General features: G+C 71.2%; 18 protein-coding genes. 16 read left to right on the top strand and 2 right to left on the bottom strand.

Translation table 11 applies throughout. From position 1 onward, the window contains the following. Positions 1-63: 63 nt before the first annotated feature. Genes EDF24_RS17965 through EDF24_RS17950 form a run of 4 tightly spaced genes read left to right on the top strand, consistent with a single transcriptional unit; the run spans position 64 to position 4273 of the window. Positions 64-417, top strand: a complete 354-nt coding sequence (locus tag EDF24_RS17965) for a YraN family protein (RefSeq protein WP_123704726.1) — start codon at positions 64-66, stop codon at positions 415-417. Next, a complete protein-coding gene (locus EDF24_RS17960; protein ID WP_123704724.1) occupies positions 414-1946 on the top strand; it encodes a YifB family Mg chelatase-like AAA ATPase in 1533 nt (510 codons plus the stop codon). The genes EDF24_RS17965 and EDF24_RS17960 overlap by 4 nt, the downstream gene beginning before the upstream one ends. Then, positions 1946-3220, top strand: a complete 1275-nt coding sequence (dprA, locus tag EDF24_RS17955; protein WP_148070928.1) for a DNA-processing protein DprA — start codon at positions 1946-1948, stop codon at positions 3218-3220. The genes EDF24_RS17960 and dprA overlap by 1 nt, the downstream gene beginning before the upstream one ends. A gap of 33 nt (positions 3221-3253) precedes the next feature. Further along, the gene (locus tag EDF24_RS17950; RefSeq protein ID WP_123704720.1) at positions 3254-4273 is read left to right on the top strand and encodes a tyrosine recombinase XerC; all 1020 of its coding nucleotides are present in this window, start codon (positions 3254-3256) and stop codon (positions 4271-4273) included. 110 nt (positions 4274-4383) lie between these two features. On the opposite strand, the gene EDF24_RS19325 is transcribed toward EDF24_RS17950, so the two are convergent. Next, entirely contained in the window at positions 4384-4962 is a 579-nt protein-coding gene (locus EDF24_RS19325) for a M23 family metallopeptidase (protein ID WP_185021723.1), read from the bottom strand. Between the two features lie 628 nt (positions 4963-5590). Here EDF24_RS19325 and EDF24_RS17940 point away from each other — a divergent pair. The 10 genes from EDF24_RS17940 (at position 5591) to EDF24_RS17895 (ending at position 14373) form a co-directional block, all read left to right on the top strand. Then, positions 5591-7033 (top strand): sugar porter family MFS transporter, encoded by a 1443-nt coding sequence (locus EDF24_RS17940; protein WP_260233504.1) that lies wholly within the window; start codon positions 5591-5593, stop codon positions 7031-7033. A gap of 291 nt (positions 7034-7324) precedes the next feature. Further along, complete coding sequence (gene rpsB / locus EDF24_RS17935) at positions 7325-8254, top strand: 30S ribosomal protein S2 (protein WP_123653734.1); 930 nt, start codon at positions 7325-7327, stop codon at positions 8252-8254. Positions 8255-8337: 83 nt separating this feature from the next. Continuing rightward, the gene (gene tsf, locus EDF24_RS17930) at positions 8338-9165 is read left to right on the top strand and encodes a translation elongation factor Ts (protein ID WP_123653733.1); all 828 of its coding nucleotides are present in this window, start codon (positions 8338-8340) and stop codon (positions 9163-9165) included. A 117-nt stretch (positions 9166-9282) separates the two neighbouring features. Continuing rightward, the gene (gene pyrH, locus EDF24_RS17925; protein WP_123653732.1) at positions 9283-10002 is read left to right on the top strand and encodes a UMP kinase; all 720 of its coding nucleotides are present in this window, start codon (positions 9283-9285) and stop codon (positions 10000-10002) included. Positions 10003-10048: 46 nt separating this feature from the next. After that, on the top strand, positions 10049-10603 hold the full coding sequence (frr, locus tag EDF24_RS17920; RefSeq protein WP_123653731.1) for a ribosome recycling factor: 555 nt from the start codon (positions 10049-10051) through the stop codon (positions 10601-10603). Then, entirely contained in the window at positions 10603-11601 is a 999-nt protein-coding gene (locus EDF24_RS17915) for a phosphatidate cytidylyltransferase (RefSeq protein WP_123704716.1), read from the top strand. Before frr ends, EDF24_RS17915 begins: the two co-directional genes overlap by 1 nt. A 76-nt stretch (positions 11602-11677) precedes the next feature. Then, positions 11678-12226, top strand: a complete 549-nt coding sequence (locus tag EDF24_RS17910) for a DivIVA domain-containing protein (protein ID WP_123653729.1) — start codon at positions 11678-11680, stop codon at positions 12224-12226. An 89-nt stretch (positions 12227-12315) separates the two neighbouring features. After that, the gene (locus tag EDF24_RS17905; RefSeq protein ID WP_260233503.1) at positions 12316-13284 is read left to right on the top strand and encodes a lytic transglycosylase domain-containing protein; all 969 of its coding nucleotides are present in this window, start codon (positions 12316-12318) and stop codon (positions 13282-13284) included. Positions 13285-13297: 13 nt separating this feature from the next. Then, entirely contained in the window at positions 13298-13618 is a 321-nt protein-coding gene (locus EDF24_RS17900; protein ID WP_123704715.1) for a hypothetical protein, read from the top strand. Beyond that, positions 13615-14373, top strand: a complete 759-nt coding sequence (locus EDF24_RS17895; RefSeq protein WP_123704713.1) for an alpha/beta hydrolase — start codon at positions 13615-13617, stop codon at positions 14371-14373. The genes EDF24_RS17900 and EDF24_RS17895 overlap by 4 nt, the downstream gene beginning before the upstream one ends. Positions 14374-14469: 96 nt before the next feature. Here EDF24_RS17895 and EDF24_RS17890 read toward each other — a convergent pair whose 3' ends face one another. Continuing rightward, complete coding sequence (locus EDF24_RS17890; protein WP_123704711.1) at positions 14470-16284, bottom strand: hypothetical protein; 1815 nt, start codon at positions 16282-16284, stop codon at positions 14470-14472. A 186-nt stretch (positions 16285-16470) separates the two neighbouring features. Here EDF24_RS17890 and EDF24_RS19320 point away from each other — a divergent pair, with 186 nt between their 5' ends. Both EDF24_RS19320 and EDF24_RS17875 read left to right on the top strand, forming a co-directional pair. Then, positions 16471-18213: a hypothetical protein gene (locus EDF24_RS19320; protein ID WP_165931523.1), complete on the top strand. Its 1743-nt coding sequence runs from the start codon at positions 16471-16473 to the stop codon at positions 18211-18213. Continuing rightward, positions 18210-19226: a tetratricopeptide repeat protein gene (locus EDF24_RS17875; protein ID WP_123704705.1), complete on the top strand. Its 1017-nt coding sequence runs from the start codon at positions 18210-18212 to the stop codon at positions 19224-19226. The genes EDF24_RS19320 and EDF24_RS17875 overlap by 4 nt, the downstream gene beginning before the upstream one ends. Positions 19227-19318 lie beyond the last annotated feature (92 nt).

Raw genomic sequence — 19318 nt, 5'->3', positions numbered from 1 at the left:
ACCGCCGTCCACAGGTCTTCGTGACGGGCTTCGGTTCTGCGACGGCTTCGCGAGTCTTGCCGCATGGGAACAGCGACATTGGGAGCCCGCGGCGAGACGATCGCCGCCGAATGGCTCGAAGCACACGGCTACACGGTGGTCGAACGGAATTGGCGGTGTGCCCGCGGCGAGATCGACATCATCGCCCGACATTCCGGTGATCTCGTCTTCATCGAGGTGAAGGCCCGCGCCGGCGCCACGACCGGGCACCCGCTCGAGGCGATCACGGCAGCGAAACTCAGCCGGTTGCGGCGCCTCGTGCCCGCCTGGTTCGCTGCACATCCCGAAGCATCGGCGCGGCACATCCGGATCGACGCGATCGCCGTGCACGTCCTCGGCGCTCGCTCCGTCATCGAGCACGTCGAGGCGATCGCATGACCGAGATCGGTCGCGCCGCCGCCGTCGCGCTGCTCGGGGTGAGCGGACGTCTCATCGAGGTCGAAGCGCACCTGACCAGCCAGCTGCCGGGGTTCAGCATCATCGGCCTGCCCGACACCTCCCTCGGCGAAGCCCGGGAACGCGTCCGCTCGGCGGCGACGAACGCCGGGTGCCCGTTGCCGGCACGGCGGATCACCGTGAACCTGACACCCGCGGCGATCCCGAAGCGGGGATCCGGCTTCGACCTGGCGATCGCGATGGCGGTGCTCGCCGCCACGGGCACCGCGCCGCGGGTGTCCGGCCGTGTCGTCTACATCGGTGAGCTCGGGCTCGACGGTCGAGTCCGTCCGGTCCCGGGCGTGATCCCGATGACCCTCGCGGCACGGGCGGCCGGAGCCGACCGCGTGGTCGTCCCGATCGGGAACCTCGACGAAGCACGGGTCGTCCCCGGAGTCGTCGTCCACGGCGTCGACTCACTCCGCGGGGCCGCGATCGATGCGGGGGCGCTCCTGCCCCCGGTCGACGTCGACCCGGTCCTGCTCGAGTCACCCGCCGACACCGCGATGCCGCTCGCGGAACTCGGCGACGTCGTCGGCAACGAAGTGGGCGTCCGCGCGATGATCGCGGCCGCTGCCGGTGGGCACCACGTCCTGCTCCTCGGACCACCCGGAGCAGGCAAGACCATGCTCGCCGAACGGCTGCCGGGCATCATGCCCGACCTCCGCGGTGAAGCCGCGCTCGAAGTCGCGGCCGTCCGCTCCGTCGCCGGGCTCGGATCCCGGTCCTGGACCACACGGCCGCCGTGGGAAGCGCCGCACCACTCCGCATCCGCAGTCGCGCTCATCGGCGGCGGGTCCGGCACCATCCGACCGGGCGCGGTGTCCCGGGCCACCCGGGGGATCCTGTTCCTCGACGAAGCCCCGGAGTTCCCGCGGGTCGTGCTCGATGCGCTCCGACAGCCACTCGAGTCCGGGCGCATCACCGTGCACCGTGCTGCCGGCGCCGCCGAGTTCCCGGCACGGTGTCAGGTGGTCCTCGCGGCGAACCCCTGTCCGTGCGGCCACGCCGGTGCCCGCCCGGACCTCGGCGGTCCCGCGTGCGACTGCAGCCCGACGACCGTCCGGCGGTACCTCGGGCGGATGTCCGGGCCGCTGCTCGACCGGATCGACATCCGTGTGCACGTGCAGCGGGTGACGACCGGCGCGATCCGACGTGCCGACGGCGCGACCCCGACGAGTGCGGGTGCCCGGGGGATCGTCGCGACCGCGCGGGACCGGATGACGACGCGGCTCGACGGCACCGGGTGGAGCACGAACGCCGAGGTCGCGGGCAGTTGGTTGCGCAGAGCCGGACGCTCGGAACCGGGGGCGACGTCGCTCCTCGACCGCGCACTCGACCTCGGCACGCTCACCATGCGGGGATGGGACCGGGTGATGCGCCTGGCGTGGACGATCGCCGACCTGGACGGCGTCGACCGTCCGGGTGAACCGCAGGTCAGGGCCGCTCTGGCACTCCGGAGCGCACTGTGATGCCGGCGACTCAGGCCCGACCCGAAGCAGTCGACCTGCGGTCGGTTCGGCCGTGGGGTCTGCCCGAGGACACCGCCGACGCCCTCGCGCGCATCGCGTGGAGCACCATCGTCGAGCCCGGTGACTCGACCGCGGGCCGGCTCGTCGCGATGCTCGGAGCGTCCCGGTCGCTCGGCCTGGTGCTCGACACGATCAACGGCCGCGGCTCGTCGATCGTGCGCGCCTGCTGGGATTCCGGCGAGGTCACGGGCGACGACCTCCACTCGCTCGAGCCATCGCTCGACGCCGGGCTCGCGCGGTGGCGCCCCCGTGCCGACCGGATCGACGTGGCCGAGGTCGTCCGTGCCGCGGCAGCCGTCGGCGGAGCGCTCGTCCTGCCCGGCGACCCGGACTGGCCGACGCGGTTCGACGACCTCGAGGCCCACGCACCGCTCGTGGTCTGGAGCCGAGGCACTCCGCTCGCCGACCGGTCACCCCTGGTCCCCCCGCCGACGCTCGCCGTCGTGGGGTGCCGGGCGAACACGCTCGCCGGCGCCGAGGCCGCGGCAGAGATCACGTCGTCCGCGGCCGATGCGGGATGCACCGTGGTCAGTGGCGGCGCGTACGGGATCGACGCCGTCGCGCACCGAGTGGCGATCGCCGCGGGCACGCCGACGGTCGCGGTGCTCGCCGGCGGGATCGACCAGCTGTACCCGACCGGGCACGTCGAACTCCTGCGCAACGTCAGTCGGCAGGGGGTGCTCCTCGCGGAGTCGCCGCCCGGCACCCGGCCGACACGGTGGCGATTCCTCGCCCGGAACCGGCTGATCGCCGCGCTCGGGGACGCCGTCGTCGTGGTCGAAGCCGCAGCCAGATCCGGCGCGCTCAACACCGCCAACCACGCGGCGCAGCTCGGGCGGCCGGTCCTCGCGGTACCCGGCGCGTTCTCCTCGCCCGCGTCCGTCGGGTGTCACCGGCTCGTCGCCGACGGTCGTGCCGTGCTGGCCGTCCGCCCCGAGGACCCCGCGCGGGCGGCGATCGCGGCGCACTCCGGAGTGGACCGGTTCGAGGACACCGCGCTCACCCTCAGCGGGCCGGCCGAGGACCCGGAGGTCCTGCGGGTCATCGACGCCCTCGGACGCCGCCGGGCGACCACGACCATCGACGTCGCCCGACGATCGGGGCTGTCGGTCATGGCCGCCACGGACGCGCTGGCACTCGCCGAGCTGCAGGGGCTCGTCCACCGCCGGGCCGACGGTTGGGCGGCCGTCCCACCTCCGGCGAGGCGGTCGTGATCACGCGTGCACGACCCGCCTACGCTGGGCGGCATGGACGACCACCGAGGGGGTGCTCCCGCTGGCAGGCTCGACGTGGCCGTGGAGGCGTTCCTCGCGCACGCCGCCCACGGGCGCGGGCTCAGCGAACAGACGGTCCGTGCTTACCGCGGGGACCTCGAGGACCTCCTCCGGTCGGCCGCGGTCCGTGGTGTCGAACAGCTCGACGGGCTGACGCTCGACGTCCTCCGCGACTGGCTGTGGGAAGCGAACGAGCGGGGACTGGCGCGGGCGAGCATCGCCAGGCGCTCGTCGTCCGTCCGCGCGTTCACCCGGTGGGCGAGCGAGACGGGGCTCGTGCCGACGGATCCGGGGGTGCGGTTGCGGGCGCCGAAGGGGGCGTCGCACCTCCCGCGCGTCGTGTCCGAGGACCAGGTGCGCGTGCTGCTCGACGGGCTCGCTGCCCGTGCGGAGGGGGACGACCCAGGGGCGCTCCGCGACGTCGCACTCGTCGAGCTCCTCTACGCGGCGGCGATCCGCGTGAGCGAGCTGGTGGGCATCGACACAGCCGACGTGGACCGCGGGCGGCTCACCGTCCGGGTCCTCGGCAAGGGCGGGAAGGAGCGGGTGGTGCCCTTCGGCGTGCCCGCCCGGGACGCGATGGAGGCCTGGCTGTCGCGAGGCCGCCCGGTGCTCCTCGAGCGCGCCGCGGCCGCGAGCACAGGCTCGGCCGCTGCCGCTGCCGCGGCCGCGGGCGCGGGCGCGGGCACCGCGACGGGGAGATCGGCTGCGGCCACTGACGCGCTGTTCCTCGGGGATCGCGGTGGTCGGCTCGGGGTCCGGAGCGCGTACCGGATCGTGGCACGGCTGCTCGAGGACCTGCCCGGCGAGGGGCCGAGCGGACCGCACACCTTCCGGCACACCGCGGCGACGCACCTGCTCGACGGGGGAGCGGACCTCCGGGCCGTGCAGGAGCTCCTCGGCCACGCGAGCCTCGGCACGACGCAGATCTACACCCACGTTTCCTCCGCCCGCCTCCGCGAGGTCTACCGCACGGCCCATCCCCGCGCCTGACCGCGCGCAGGTCAGCGACTCGGCTCGGTCTCGGTTCGGTCTCGCGGGACCGGCTCGCTCCGGCAGGACCGCCTCGGTCACGATCGGCTCGGTCTCGCGCGACCAGTGGGTCACCCGGGCCACGCCGACTCGGGCAGCAGCACCGGCCACTCCGCGGCGGGCAGATAGGGCGTCGGGTCGACGTACCGGTCGTCGAGTCGGGCACCGAGGTGCACGCACGGAGCCGTCGCCGGGCAGTGCCCCACGGCGACGGCACCGACGGGATCGCCTTGGCGCACCGCGTCGCCCTTCGCCACGAGTGGCGTGACCGAGTCGAGCGTGCTCACCAGCCCCGAACCGTGGTCGATCGTCACGACCGGGCGTCCGCCGACCGACCCCGCGAACGCCACGACCCCGTCGTCGACCGCCGCCGCCGGGAGCCCGAGGGGCGCGGCCACGTCGATCCCGCGGTGTCCCGCCGAGTAGTCGTCCGCGGGGGCTTCCCACCCGCGCTCGACCACGCGAGACCCGGTCGGCCACATCCACGGCGGCTCGGTCTCGCCCGGTTCGGTCACGCGCACGGTGACGCTCGCCGGTGCCGGTGCCGGTGCCGGTGCCGGTGCCGGTGCAGCCGAGTCGAGCGGCCCGACCGCGCCCACGAACAGCGCCGCCACGAGGAGCGCGGGCGGTGCCAGGGATCGTTGATTCATGAGAACCAGCCTCGTGCGCTGGAGCCGCAGCGCACCGGGGCGGAGGTCCATCTGTGGATGGTGGGAGGAGCCTCCAGGCTGTGGGGGAGTCGGCGTTCCTGCATGCGTCTGCATCTTCCGACACCGCGGGTGTCGTTCGACTGGCGTGGTGTCGACGCATGCGGACGCATCCGGTGCGTCTGCATCTTCCGACACCGCGGGTGTCGTTCGACTGGCGCGGTGTCGACGCATGCGGGTGCATCCGGTACGTCTGCATCGTCCGACACCGCGGGGCCGTTGCGCGGGCAAGCAGCGACGATGCTGATGTCGTACGACAGCGACCTCGTCGTTCCGCATCGGGCGGGGCCGTTGCGCGGGCAAGCAGCGACGATGCTGATGTCGTACGACAGCGACCTCGTCGTTCCGCATCGGGTTCCGCCCCGCCGCGCCGCCGCCATGCGCCGCCGCCCTGCCGCTCGCCGCTCGCCCCGCCGCCGCCCCCCGAACACAACCCGGTTATGACCACCAGCCGATCGGAGAGTAACGTCGGGGCCGCTCCGGACCACGCAACGCCGCTCGGACGGCGAATCGAGCCGACCGCCGGGGCACCGTGCACCATCCCGCACGGCGGCAGAACACCAGGAGCATCGTGTCGAACACAGCCACCGGGCACGGCGAAGACCGTGCGTTCAAGGGGAAGGTCACCGCGTTCGCCATCGCAGCAGCGGTGGGCGGTTTCCTCTTCGGATTCGACTCGTCCGTCATCAACGGCGCGGTCGACGCGATCAAGGGCGAGTTCGGCCTGTCCGAGGCCGCCAGCGGCTTCGCGGTCGCCTCAGCCCTCATCGGGTGCGCGTTCGGCGCGTACTTCGCCGGCCGCCTCGCGGACCGCTGGGGTCGCACCCGCGTGATGTTCTGGGCGGCGGTGCTGTTCTTCGTCTCGTCGATCGGTGCCGGCTTCGCCTTCGCCACGTGGGACTTCGTGATCTGGCGTCTCGTCGGTGGTCTCGGCATCGGGACCGCGTCGGTCATCGCGCCGGCGTACATCTCCGAGGTCTCCCCGAAGGCGATCCGCGGCCGTCTGGCGTCGTTCCAGCAGCTCGCGATCACGCTCGGCATCTTCGCCGCGCTCCTGTCCGACCAGTTCTTCGCGGTCACGGCGGGCGGCGCGTCCGAGGTCGTCGCCGGTCTTCCGGCGTGGCGCTGGATGTTCCTGGTCGGCATCGTCCCGTCGGTCGTCTACGGCATCCTGGCGATCACGCTGCCGGAGTCGCCGCGGTACCTGCTCGCGAAGGGCCGCAAGGACGACGCGCGCGAGGTCATGACGAAGATCGTGCCGCGCGACACCGTGAACACGAGCCTGGAAGAGATCCAGGACGGCATCGAGAAGGAAGCCAAGGAGAAGAAGGGCTCGATCCGCGGCAACCGCTTCGGGCTGCAGCCCATCGTCTGGGTCGGCATCATCCTCGCCGTCCTGCAGCAGTTCGTCGGCATCAACGTGATCTTCTACTACTCGACGACGCTCTGGCAGGCCGTCGGCTTCAAGGAGAGCGACTCGTTCCTGATCTCCACGATCACCTCGGTGGTCAACGTCGCGGTGACGTTCATCGCGATCTTCCTCGTCGACAAGGTCGGCCGGAAGCCGCTCCTCGTGGCCGGCTCTGCGGGCATGTTCGTGTCGCTCCTCATGGTCGCGATCGCGTTCTCGCAGTCGAAGCTCGTGGACGGTGCCCCGAGCCTCCCGGGCGCATGGGGCCTGATCGCCCTGGTCTTCGCGAACCTCTTCGTGGTGTCGTTCGGCGCCACGTGGGGACCGCTCATGTGGGTCCTGCTCGGTGAGATGTTCCCGAACCGCATCCGCGCCACGGCGCTGGGGATCGGTTCGGCGGCGAACTGGATCGCGAACTTCATCGTCACGATCACGTTCCCGGTGCTCTCCGGCTTCAACCTCACGGTGACCTACGGCATCTACGCCCTGTTCGCCCTCGTCTCGCTCTTCTTCGTCATCGCGAAGATCCCCGAGACGAAGGGCCGCTCCCTCGAGGAGATGGGCATCAGCGCCGAGGGCGACACGGTGAAGGCCAAGTCCTAGCAAGACCGGAAGAACCGGCCTGGAGGCACGGTGCGGGTCCGACCCGCACCGTGCCTCCTTTCTGTTAGCATTTCTCCAGCAGTGCGCTGATGCGCGCTGACTTCGCGTGTCCACAGTGCTTGTCAAAGGCAGTGCTCTTCAACTGGCACGGCATCCGACCACCGGTCCCGCTCTCACGAGCGGGCGGTCGTGTGCCAGGACACCAGGGATCGCGACCTCCGGTCGCGTTCGACACAACCGCAACAGGTCCGCAGTACACCTGCGCGCCGAAACACAGAAGGAGGACGGCACATGGCCGTCGTCACCATCCGCCAGCTGCTCGACAGCGGCGTCCACTTCGGACACCAGACCCGTCGGTGGAACCCGAAGGTGAAGCGCTTCATCCTCGCCGAGCGCTCGGGCATCCACATCATCGACCTGCAGCAGTCGCTGGCCTACATCGACCGCGCGTACGACTTCGTCAAGGAGACGGTCTCGCACGGTGGCACGATCCTCTTCGTGGGCACCAAGAAGCAGGCGCAGGGCTCCATCGCCGAGCAGGCGACCCGCGTCGGCCAGCCGTACGTCAACCAGCGTTGGCTCGGCGGTCTGCTCACGAACTTCCAGACGGTCTCCAAGCGCCTCGCGCGCATGAAGGAGCTCGAGGAGATCGACTTCGACGACACGACGAAGGGCTTCACCAAGAAGGAGCTCCTCATCAAGAAGCGCGAGCTGGACAAGCTCCACAAGACCCTCGGTGGTATCCGCAACCTCACGCGGACCCCGAGCGCGCTCTGGATCGTCGACACCAAGAAGGAGCACCTCGCCGTCGACGAGGCGCAGAAGCTCGGGATCCCGGTCATCGGCATCCTCGACACCAACTGCGACCCCGACGAGATCAACTACCCGATCCCGGGGAACGACGACGCGATCCGCTCCGTCGGCCTGCTGACCCGCATCATCGCGGACGCCGCTGCCGAGGGCCTCAAGACCCGCCACAACGGTGGCTCCGACGAGGAAGCGGCCGAGCCGCTCGCCGAGTGGGAGCAGGAGCTCCTCGGTGGCGAGACGACGACGGCCCCGGCCGCCGACGCCGCGCCCGAGGGCAGCACCGTCGAAGAGAACGACGCTGACGCGCAGGTCGCCGCCAAGGAGATCGGCGAGCCGATCGCCGACGAGGCGAAGAACGCCGAGCCGACCGCTGAGGCCGAGGCCGCTGCGGAGACCACCCCCGCCGAGTGAGTGTCCGAGGGCGTCGGGCCACACGGCCCGGCGCCCTCGACTCCGCTCTCCACACACGCATAGTCCAGAAAGGACGCCATTCAATGGCAAACTTCACCGCTCAGGACGTGAAGAAGCTCCGCGAGGACCTCGGGGCCGGCATGATGGACGCGAAGAACGCGCTCGTCGAGGCCGACGGCGACTACGACAAGGCCGTCGAGCTGCTCCGCATCAAGGGTGCGAAGGCCGTCGCCAAGCGCGATGACCGTGCCACCTCCGAGGGCGTCGTCGTCGCGACCGCCGACAACGGTGCCGCCACCGTCGTCGAGCTCGCCAGCGAGACCGACTTCGTCGCGAAGAACGAGAAGTTCACCACCCTCGCCGACAAGGTCCTCGCCGCGGTCGCCGCTGCGGGTGCCACCGACGTCGCCTCGGCGAACGAGGCCCCCCTCGACGGCAAGACGGTGCTCGACGTCGTCAACGAGAGCGCCGCGGCGCTCGGCGAGAAGCTCGAGGTCCGCACGGTCCGCCGTGTCGAGGGCTCGAAGTTCGAGATCTACCTGCACAAGACGAGCCAGGACCTGCCGCCGCAGATCGCCGTCGTCGTCGCCTACGACGGTGACAACGCCGCCGAGGCCCGCTCGATCGCGCAGCACGTCGCGTTCGCGAACCCGTCGTACCTCACGCGCGACGAGGTCCCGACCGAGGCGATCGAGAAGGAGCGTGCGACCGTCGAAGCGATCACGCGCGAAGAGGGCAAGCCGGAGGCCGCCCTCCCGAAGATCGTCGAAGGTCGCGTCAACGCCTTCATCAAGGGCATCGCGCTCCTCGACCAGGACTACGCGAAGGACAACAAGATCTCCGTCGCGAAGGCCGCCGAGAACGCCGGCATCACGATCCAGGGCTTCGCCCGCGTCAAGGTCGGCGCGTAACGAACCCATGACGGGGTCAGGAACCAATCGGTTCCTGGCCCCGTTTTCGCGCCCGCGGCCCACCGGCCGCCCGGGCGCTAGTAGATTCCACGAGACTCCGTAACGAAGGGCGAGCACATGACCGACGAGAAGACCGGACGACGACGGGTCCTGCTGAAGCTCTCCGGAGAGGCCTTCGGTGCCGGCTCCCTGGGCGTGAACCCCGACGTGATCGGCAGCATCGCGAAGGAGATCGCCGTCGCCGCGCGTGACGTCGAGGTCGCCATCGTGGTCGGCGGAGGGAACTTCTTCCGCGGCGCCGAGCTCTCCCAGCGCGGCATGGACCGTGGGCGTGCCGACTACATGGGCATGCTCGGCACCGTCATGAACGCCCTCGCGCTGCAGGACTTCCTCGAGCAGGCCGGTGCGGCCACGCGCGTGCAGTCCGCGATCAGCATGACCCAGGTCGCGGAGCCGTACATCCCGCGGCGCGCGGAGCGACACCTCGAGAAGGGCCGCGTCGTGATCTTCGGTGCGGGTGCGGGACTGCCGTACTTCTCGACCGACACCGTCGCCGCACAGCGTGCGCTCGAGATCGGTGCCACCGAGGTCCTCGTCGCCAAGAACGGCGTCGACGGCGTGTACTCGGCGGACCCGAAGAAGGACCCGACCGCCGAGAAGCTGCACCACGTGACCTACCAGGACGCGCTGCTCAAGGGCCTCAAGGTCGTCGACGCCACCGCGTTCTCGCTCTGCATGGACAACGGCATGCCGATGCACGTGTTCGGCATGGAGGGCGAGGGCAACGTCCAGGCCGCGATCCGCGGTGAGCGCATCGGCACGGTGGTCAGCAACTGACCTCCCCGGCTGACTAGACTCGACGACGTACCGAAGGAGAACCACCGTGATCAGTGATGTCATGAGCGAAGCCACCGAGAAGATGGCCAAGGCCGTCGACGTCGCCAAGGACGACTTCTCGACCGTCCGGACCGGCCGCATCAACGCCGCGCTCTTCCAGAAGATCCCGGTCGACTACTACGGGTCCCCGACGCCGCTCGCGCAGCTCGCGTCCCTCCAGACGCCCGAAGCGCGCACGCTGATCGTGACGCCGTACGACAAGACGGCGCTGAAGGAGATCGAGCGGTCCATCGCGACCTTCCCGAACCTCGGCGCCAGCCCCACGAACGACGGCGAGATCGTCCGTGTGACGATCCCGGAACTCACGCAGGACCGCCGCAAGGAGTTCGTCAAGCTCGTCCGGAGCAAGGGCGAAGACCACAAGGTCGTCATCCGCAACATCCGCCGGAAGGCGAAGGACGACCTCGACGCGCTGAAGGGTGAGATCTCCGACGACGAGATCGCCCGCGGCGACAAGGACCTCGAGGCCCTCACGAAGAAGCACGTCGACCTCATCGACGACGCGCTGAAGAAGAAGGAAGCCGAACTCCTCGAGGTCTGATGCCCCGTCGTGACGAGGGCGCTGACCGCCCCACAGCAGATGACCCCCGTCCGGCGGCGAAGGGCCTCAGGCACGATTTCGATGCCAGGGCCCGCGCCGCTCGGACGGACTTCGAGGCGCAGATCCGCCAGCGCCGCGCGTCGTTCGACGCCCGCAACGAGGCGCTGACCGCGCGCACCGGACGGAACCTCCCGGCCGCCATCGCGATCGCCCTGGCGTTCGCGGTGGTGATGCTCGGGTCGCTCCTGATCTGGGAGCCCGCCTTCATGGTGGTCGCCGCCTTCCTGATCGGCTTCGGCGTCTGGGAGCTCGCGAGCGCCATGCGCTTCGCCGGCCGCGACGTCCCGAGGATCCCGAGCGTCGCCACCGCCATCGCGATGGTGCCGGCGGCGTTCCTGGGCGGTCAGGTCGAAGCGCTCTTCACCATCCTCGGTGGGATCGTGCTGATCACGCTGTGGCGCCTGGTCGAGGTCCTGTTCGCCCGGCAGAAACCGTCGGCGGGCAACGTCTTCCGTGACTTGACGAACGGCTTGTTCGTCCAGGCGTACGTGACCCTCCTCGGTGCCTGCGTCGTGCTGCTCTCCGCGCTCCAGGACGGTGCGCTCTGGGTCGTCGGCTTCATCCTCGTGGTCGTCGCGGTCGACACCGGCGCCTACGCCACCGGCCTGAACTTCGGGAAGCACCCGATGGCCCCCCGGATCAGCCCGAAGAAGACCTGGGAGGGCTTCGCGGGCTCCGTCGCGGCGAGCATCATCGTCGGGATCCTGGTCGCCTGGCTCATGCTCGGGCTGCCGTGGTGGACGGGCGTGGTCCTCGGTGTGCTCATCTCCGGGTCCGCGACGCTCGGCGACCTCACCGAGTCGATGATCAAGCGCGACCTGGGGATCAAGGACATCTCGTCCTTCCTGCCCGGGCACGGTGGGCTGCTCGACCGGATCGACAGCATCCTGCCGTCCGCGGCCGTGGCGTACCTGCTCTACCTCGTCGTCAACCACTGAGCCGCGACCGGGACCCTCGGAGCCGCTGCCCGCGCGTCCAGCTCCCACCAGGGGAGTGTGCTGGCAGAATGTCGGCGTGCCCACGACGTTCCCGACAGCTCCCCGTTCGGTCCTCGGTTACGACATCGACGAGGTCGAGCGTTTCCTCGAGGATGCCCGCAGCGCCTACACGGCCAACGACAGCGCCCCCGGCATCGAGGCGGCGAAGATCCGCGCGACCGCCTTCTCGATGAAGAAGGGCGGCTACTCGACGCAGCACGTCGACGCCGCACTCGAGCGGCTCGAGGACGCCTTCGCCACCCGGGAGCGCGAGCGCGAGATCGCCGACGTCGGGCAGAAGTCCTGGTACGCCGAGGCCCGCACGAAGGCGTCCGACGTGGTGGCCCGCCTCGAACGTCCCGAGGGGCAGCGCTTCCACCGGGTGAACTTCCTGTCGACGGGGTACCACCCCAAGGACGTCGACGCGTTCGCCAAGCGGCTCGACGGGTACTTCCGTGAAGGCAAGCCGCTCAGCCTCACCGAGGTCCGCTCGATCGTGTTCCGGCCGAAGCACGGCGGGTACCGCGAGGCCCAGGTGGACGCCCTCCTCGACGCCGTCGTCGAGGTCATGCTCGCCGTCCGGTAGCCCCGAACCGCGCCGCCGACCGCGCGAACCGACGCGCCGGGCACCGGTGCTTCGCTTTCCGTGATCGTTCCGTTATCCTGGACGGACTCATGGGCAGGCACACGGCAGACATTCGATCCGACCGCGCAACCCGGCAGCAGTTCGACCACCCCGTGGTCAGCGAACGCCGCGCGGCACAGAACCGAATCCGCACCGCGGACACCTCGGTTGCTCAGACGAACCCGACGGCGACGATGCCGGCACCCGGGAACGTCGCTCCTAAGTCCGTCGCGGAGAACCGCGTCAGTCCGCAGGTCGAACTCGCTCCGGCGACGCCCGCTGACCCGCGCATCGTGAAGCAGCGCCGCGCGAGCGTCGCCCGCACCACCGCGCCGAAGGCCCTCAAGCCGGTCTCCGAGCGGGGGCTCAACGGGTTCATGCGCAAGCGCGCCACGATCCCCGCGCTCTCCTTCTTCGCCGTGTTCGGCTTCGTCGGCGGTTCGCTCTTCAACCCGCTGCAGGCGGACGTCGCGCAGGCCGCGGTCTCCACGCCCGTCCTGACGAAGGCCCCCGCGGTCCCGCAGCAGTACACCGCGCACGGCACCTACGCCGCGTTCGACGTCACCCGCGACGGCTACGACATCACGAAGCCGGCGCCGAAGGTCGTCAAGCCCGCCGTCACCGCGACCGATGACACCGACACCGCGACCGACAGCACCGCGGCCAAGACCACGGTCACCGCGTCGAACAGCATCGCCGCCGTCGCAGCGACCCCGGACCCGGGCAGCGCGCAGGCCATCGCACTCCAGCTCGTCACCGCACGCGGCTGGGGGACCGACCAGTACAACTGCCTCGTCTCCCTGTGGAACAAGGAGTCGGGCTGGCGCGTGAACGCCTACAACCCGAGCGGCGCGTACGGCATCCCGCAGGCACTGCCGGGCAGCAAGATGGCCTCGGCCGGCGCCGACTGGCAGACGAACCCCGCCACGCAGATCACGTGGGGTCTCAACTACATCTCCGGCGTCTACGGCACCCCGTGTGGCGCCTGGGGTCACAGCCAGTCCTTCAACTGGTACTGATCGGCGGTTCCGGATGCCGCGCAGCAACCGGCCGCGGCGTCCGCGTGGTCGGGTCGACGATCGTCGCGTCGCGACCCCTGACCCCGAGGAGTCCGGCCTCGACCGCCTGATGAGCGGGTGGAAGCGGACCGAGGTCCGTCGTGGGCGCGAGTACGCCGTGCAGCCGATCTCCGCCGCGTCGGCGCAGAAGGAGTACGTCTGCCCGGGCTGCGGCGGTGCCGTGCTGCCCGGCGTCGCGCACGTCGTGGTCTGGCGCACCGACGGGGTCCTGGGCGATGCCGCCGACCTCGCGTCCCGCCGCCACTGGCACACCCACTGCTGGAGGACCGCATGACCGGTGAGGAGACCCCGACCGACGGGCCCGACACGGAGATCCGCTCCGCCACCGTCCTGCCGGCCCGTCGCACCGACATCGAGCTCATCACCGACGACCACCTGACCCTCGTCGGGGAGCTCGCCGAGCCGCTCGATCGCCCTGCCCGCGGCACGATCGTCACGCTGCACCCGCTCCCCACCGCGCAGGGCTTCATGGACTCGCACGTCCTGAAGAAGGCTGCCGCGCGGCTGCCGGAACTCGCGGACATCGCGGTGCTCCGCTTCAACTTCCGCTCGGTGTCCTCACCCCGAGGCACGTCCGAGGGCACCTTCGGTGAGGGTGTCTCGGAGGGCTTCGACCTCCGCGCCGCGGTCACCGACGTCGTCGACCGCGGATTGCCGACCCCGTGGCTCGTCGGCTGGTCCTTCGGCACCGAGGTCATCCTCAAGCACGCGCTCGAGCACGTCGACGCCGGCGCCGTTGCCGGGATCGTCCTGCTGTCGCCACCCCTGCACCGCACCACGGACGACGAGCTCGCCCGCTGGGCCGCGGTGTCGGTCCCGGTCGTGGCGGTGGTCCCCGAGCACGACGACTTCCTGCAGCCGGCGGAGGCAGCACGGCGTTTCGCGCTCGCACCGAACGTCCGGGTCGTCCCCGTGGCCGGGGCGAAGCACCTCTGGGTGGGGGAGCGCTACGTCCGGGTCGTGCTCGACGCGATCGCCGACCTGGTGGTCCCGGGCAGCGCACCGCTGCCGACCCACTGGCCGCGCTGAGACCCTGCTCCGGGCCGCGTGTGGGCCCGGAACCGGCCGTCTGAGCGCGGTGACCCGGTCTGGAGGCGCGTCACGGGCCTCCCGACCGGATCCGTCTCAGGAGTTGGTGGCGTCCACCCCGGCCGGGGAGTCGTCGACGACCCCTGCGGCATGCGACAGCACGCCCCGGAGGTTCTCGAGGTACCCGGCGACCGCTTCGCGCTCGGTGCGGATCGCGGCGAGGCGGTCCTCCGCCTCGGCGATCTGCTCTGCCGTGCGCTCCCCGGCTTCGGCGACGATGCGGTGCGCGCGCTCGTTCGCCTCGTGCAGGACGGTGCGCGCATGCTCCTCGGCGTCCGCGGTGCTGGTGCGCTCGAGGTCGTTCGCCTCTTGCTGCAGGCGCTCGGCGCGCTCCCGGGCCTCGGTCGCGCGGCGGGTGGCCTCCGCGAGCTGCAGGTTCGCCTCGTCCAGGTACTTCTGCGTCTCGGTGACCGTCTCGTGGTGCTTCTGCAGGTAGTCCTGCTCGGCGTCGTCGCGGCGGCCGGCGAGCTCGGACTCGAGCGTCGTGCGGGCTTCGTCGCGCTCCCGGGCGATCTCGGCGCGGACCTCGTCGCGTTCCTTGGCGAGGTCGGCGCGCGCGGTGTCGATCTCCTGACGGAGGGCGGTGCGCTCGGCTTCGAGGGCGCCGAGTTCGGTGCTGCGGCGGTCGGCGATCTCGGTGTCGACCTCGGCGTGCTCGCGCTCCCGCCGGGCGGCGAGCTCGGCGTCGTGGTCCTGTGCTGCGCGTTCGGCGGCGGCGAGGGCCTCGGCGCGCTCCCGCTCGATGCGGCTGCGGTGCTCCTCGGTCTCGCGGGCGATCCGGTCCGCGGTCTCCTGCGACAGGCGGTCGTTCTCGGCGGCCGTCTGCTCGGCGTCGACGCGGAGCTGCGCGCGAGCGGCTTCGATCTCCTGCGCGAGCGCGGTGCGGGCGGACGCCAGCTCACGGTCCCACTCGGCGCGGGCGGCGGCGAGTTCCTCGTCGAGGAGCCGGCTGCGGTCGGCGAGTTCGGCGTCGAGTTCCGCGCGGCGGCCATCGACCTCTGCGGCGAGGTCCGCGCGCCCGGTCGCGATCTCGAGTTCGAGGGCGCGGCTGCGCTCGGCGTGCTCGTGCTCCCACGCGGCGCGACCGTCGGTGATCTCGCGGTCGAGGGCTTCGCGGCGGGTGCGTTCGTCGCGGTCGAGGTCTTCCACGCGTCGGGCGTGGTCGGCATCGAAGACGCTGCGACGGTGCTCGGTCTCGCGGTCGAGGTCCGCGGCGGCGCTCCGGGCGTCCGCGGCTTCGCGCTGGGCGAGTTCGCGGAGCTCGGCGACCTCGTGCTCGACACCGGCACGGAGGGCGTTCGTCTCACGGATCGCGACCGAGCGGGTCTCTGCGGCTTCGGTCACGGCGGCACCGCGGATGGCGGCGGCTTCGTTCCGGGCGTCCTGCGTGAGCATGCCGGCTTCGGCGCGGGCGCGCTCGACGGTGTCGGCGGACTCGGCGCGGGCACGGGCGAGTTCGTTCGTCGCGCGGGTGCGGGCGTCTTCGAGGGTCTCGCGTGCTTCTTCGGTGGCTTCGCGGACGGTGCGGTCGGCCTCGGCGCGGCTGGAGGCACGGAGGCGCTGTGCGTCGATGTCGGCCTGGCTGATCAGCCGGGTGGACTGTTCTTCTGCGACGCGGAGCGTGGACTCGAGGCGTGTCCCGAGTCCGCTGTATGTGGGGGTGCCGGCTTCGTCGAGTTCGGCCTGCACGTCGGTGAGACGGGTCTGCAGGAGACGGATCTCCTTCGCGGCTTCCGCTCGGTCGTTGTTCGACTTGATGAGCTCGCGACGCAGGTCGTTCAGAGCGCGGTCCACGTCGTCCTTGCGGTACCCCCGCATCTCGGTCCCGAACTCTGCCTCGTCGTTCGCCACGTGTCGCTCCCGCTGCTCCTCCGGACGGCTCGGTGCCGCCCGCGCGTCGAGTGTAGTGGTGCCGCTCGGGCCGCGTCTGAGCCTGTGGAAAGTGCCCCGGGATGCGCCACCCAGCGTCTCTCGCGTATCCTGGGCCGTTGATTCGCGCGCCGATTCCCCCACCCCGGCGCGGAGGGAGAGAGATCCGTGCGATTCGTCCTGGCGATCGTCGCCTTCGTCATCGGGTTGCTGCTCGTCGGCCTCGGTGTGGCACAGCGGACCGTGTTCGCCCCACCGTCGTCCATCGTCGCGCAGTCCTCCACGACCACGAAGGCGCCGGTGACCGTCATCCCGGGCACCGTCCTCAACGCGAACCCGGGGTACCAGCGGATCAACATCGCCGGTTCCGGCACGGTGTTCGCGGCCTACGGCAAGACCTCCGACGTCACGGCGTGGGTCGGCGACGCGGAGCACAACACGCTCCGCTACGACGCCGACACGTCGAAGCTCGTCGCGAAGACGACCGGCAGCGAGTCGACCGTCCCGGACCCGAAGGGCAGCGACCTCTGGTACCAGGAGTACGACGGCGCCGGGCAGTTCACGGTGCGGCTGCCCGCGGACACCTCGGTGATCATCGTGGGCGACGGCAAGTCCGCCGCTCCGGCCGACGTCTCGGTGACCTGGCCGCGTGACACCGCGACCCCCTCGGTCGGCCCGCTGATGACCGCCGGCGGGGTCTTCGTCCTCGGCGGGATCGCCCTGCTGATCTGGGCGTTCCTGCACCAGCGGCGCTCCCGCGGACCGCGTCGTCGGAGCGGTGGCACCCGTCCGCCGCGCGTGCGTGCCTCGCGCCGTGCAGCCGCCGCCGGTGCGCAGGTCCCGTCGCGGTCCCGGCGCGGCCGCCGCTCGATGATCGCCGTCCCGGTGGTCCTCGTCGGTGCACTGGCCCTGACCGGGTGCTCGTCCGAGTACTGGCCGCAGGGCGGTGGCGCCGATTCGGCGACCCCGACCCCGACGGCCTCCGCCACGGGAGCCGCCGAGCAGGCCGAGCCGACCGCAGCCACCCGGCAGCAGATCAGCCGCGTGGTGACCCGTGTCGCCGCCGTCGCCACGAAGGCGGACGCCGACCGTGACTCCACGCTCGCCGAGACCCGCTTCACGGGACCGGCGCTCGAGCTCCGCAAGGCCAACTACGCGATCCGCGCGAAGGACACCGACGTCGACGCCCCGCCGGCGATCTCGGCGTCCGACATCTCGGTGTCCCTGCCGCAGCAGACCGACAGCTGGCCGCGCACGGTGTTCGTCGTGGCGTCCGACCCCGACGACGCGAAGACCGCGCCGCAGGCGTTGACGCTCGTGCAGGAGTCCGCCCGCGACGACTACAAGGTCATGTACGACGTCTCGCTCGAGGCCGACGCCAAGCTGCCGTCCGTCGCCCCGGTGTCGATCGGCACGGCGCAGCTCGCGTCCGACACGAAGCTCCTCGCGCTCGCGCCCGACCAGGTGGCACCCGCCTACGGCGACATCCTCTCGAAGGACACCGACAGCGAGTACGCAGACCTCTTCCAGGCCGAGGGCGACGACCTCCGCGAGAAGATCGGCAAGGCGTACAAGGACAAGAAGTCCGCGTCGCTGCCGGACACCGCGAAGATCGAGTACTCGTCCGAGTCGCCCGAGGACACCGCGATCGCCCTCGCGACGAACGGCGCCGGCGCCCTCGTCTCGGTGAACCTGAACGAGATCGAGAAGGTCACCCCGACCGCGTCCGGCGCCGAGGTGAACACCGAGGGTGCCGTGAAGGCCCTCTCCGGTGTCGACTCCAGCAAGAAGGGCGTGAGCGCCACGTACGGCGTCCAGCTGCTCTTCTCCGTGCCGGCCGTCGGGTCGGACGACAAGATAGTCCTGCTCGGGTTCACGCAGGGCCTGACCGCAGCGAGTGAGGTGCAATGACGAACGTCCCCCCGACCCCGTCCGGACTCCGCGGAGCCGTCGACCTGTCATCCCTGGTCGACCGTGCGCAGCGACCGGCAGCACAGCAGCAGCCCGGCGGCGCCCCCGGTGCTCCCGGCGGCCCCGGTGGCGCCCCGTCCGGCCCCGGATCCGAGACCGGCGCGGACGTCACCGTCCCGTCGCTCGTCGTCGACATCACCGACGACACCTTCCAGGACGTCCTGCAGCTCTCGACCATCGTCCCCGTCATCGTGGACATCTGGGCCGAGTGGTGCGGGCCGTGCAAGCAGCTCTCGCCGATCCTCGAGCAGCTCACCGAGGAGTACGCGGGCCGCGTCGTGCTCGCCAAGGTCGACGCGGACACGAACCCGCAGCTCGTCCAGGCGTTCCAGGCGCAGTCGATCCCGACCGTCGCGGCGCTCATCGGCGGTCGCCCGCTCGGGCTCTTCGTCGGCGCGCTCCCCGAGGCGCAGGTCCGCGACGTCTACGAGCAGGTGCTCCAGGCCGCCGAGCAGAACGGTGTCTCCGGGCGTGTGACCGTGGACGGCGCTGCCGCCCCGGTCGAGGGTGCCGAGCAGGGCGAGCCCGAGCCGGAACCGCTCCCACCGCACCACCAGGCCGCGTACGACGCGATCGAGCAGGGCGACTACGCCACCGCGATCCAGGAGTACAAGACCGCGATCGCGCAGGACCCGCACGACCAGATGGCCGTCGCGGGGCTCGCGCAGGTCTCGCTGCTCGACCGGCTGAACGGCCGGACCGCGGACGACATCCGGAGCGCCGCGGGTGCGGCACCGGCGGACGTGTCGGCGCAGCTCGCCGTCGCCGACCTGGACATCAGCGGCGGCCACGTCGAGGACGCCTTCGGGCGGCTGCTCGACCTGGTCCCGACGGTGTTCGGCGAGGACCGCGAAGCACTCCGTGTCCGGCTCGTCGAGTACTTCGAGCTGATCGGTGCGGAGGACCCGCGGGTCGTGGCGGCGCGCCGCCGACTCGCGAGCGCGCTCTACTAGGAGTCCCGGAAAGCGACAGTGCCCACGCGGGATCCGCGTGGGCACTGTCGCTTTTCCGTACCGGACGGCAGCCCGGTACCGGACGGGAGGCC

It is taken from the genome of Curtobacterium sp. PhB130, assembly GCF_003755165.1.
GTDB lineage: Bacteria > Actinomycetota > Actinomycetes > Actinomycetales > Microbacteriaceae > Curtobacterium.
The sequence above is the reverse complement of the archived record's forward strand: the minus strand, read 5'-3'. Positions and strand labels throughout refer to the sequence as shown.

What these genes read in the sequence shown, in the direction of transcription:
- EDF24_RS17965 (WP_123704726.1), top strand. Translation starts at nt 64, where the DNA reads ATGGGAACAGCGACATTGGGAGCCCGCGGCGAGACGATCGCCGCCGAA.
- EDF24_RS17960 (WP_123704724.1), top strand. Translation starts at nt 414, where the DNA reads ATGACCGAGATCGGTCGCGCCGCCGCCGTCGCGCTGCTCGGGGTGAGC.
- dprA (WP_148070928.1), top strand. Translation starts at nt 1,946, where the DNA reads ATGCCGGCGACTCAGGCCCGACCCGAAGCAGTCGACCTGCGGTCGGTT.
- EDF24_RS17950 (WP_123704720.1), top strand. Translation starts at nt 3,254, where the DNA reads ATGGACGACCACCGAGGGGGTGCTCCCGCTGGCAGGCTCGACGTGGCC.
- EDF24_RS19325 (WP_185021723.1), bottom strand. Translation starts at nt 4,962, where the DNA reads ATGAATCAACGATCCCTGGCACCGCCCGCGCTCCTCGTGGCGGCGCTG.
- rpsB (WP_123653734.1), top strand. Translation starts at nt 7,325, where the DNA reads ATGGCCGTCGTCACCATCCGCCAGCTGCTCGACAGCGGCGTCCACTTC.
- tsf (WP_123653733.1), top strand. Translation starts at nt 8,338, where the DNA reads ATGGCAAACTTCACCGCTCAGGACGTGAAGAAGCTCCGCGAGGACCTC.
- pyrH (WP_123653732.1), top strand. Translation starts at nt 9,283, where the DNA reads ATGACCGACGAGAAGACCGGACGACGACGGGTCCTGCTGAAGCTCTCC.
- EDF24_RS17915 (WP_123704716.1), top strand. Translation starts at nt 10,603, where the DNA reads ATGCCCCGTCGTGACGAGGGCGCTGACCGCCCCACAGCAGATGACCCC.
- EDF24_RS17905 (WP_260233503.1), top strand. Translation starts at nt 12,316, where the DNA reads ATGGGCAGGCACACGGCAGACATTCGATCCGACCGCGCAACCCGGCAG.
- EDF24_RS17900 (WP_123704715.1), top strand. Translation starts at nt 13,298, where the DNA reads ATGCCGCGCAGCAACCGGCCGCGGCGTCCGCGTGGTCGGGTCGACGAT.
- EDF24_RS17895 (WP_123704713.1), top strand. Translation starts at nt 13,615, where the DNA reads ATGACCGGTGAGGAGACCCCGACCGACGGGCCCGACACGGAGATCCGC.
- EDF24_RS17875 (WP_123704705.1), top strand. Translation starts at nt 18,210, where the DNA reads ATGACGAACGTCCCCCCGACCCCGTCCGGACTCCGCGGAGCCGTCGAC.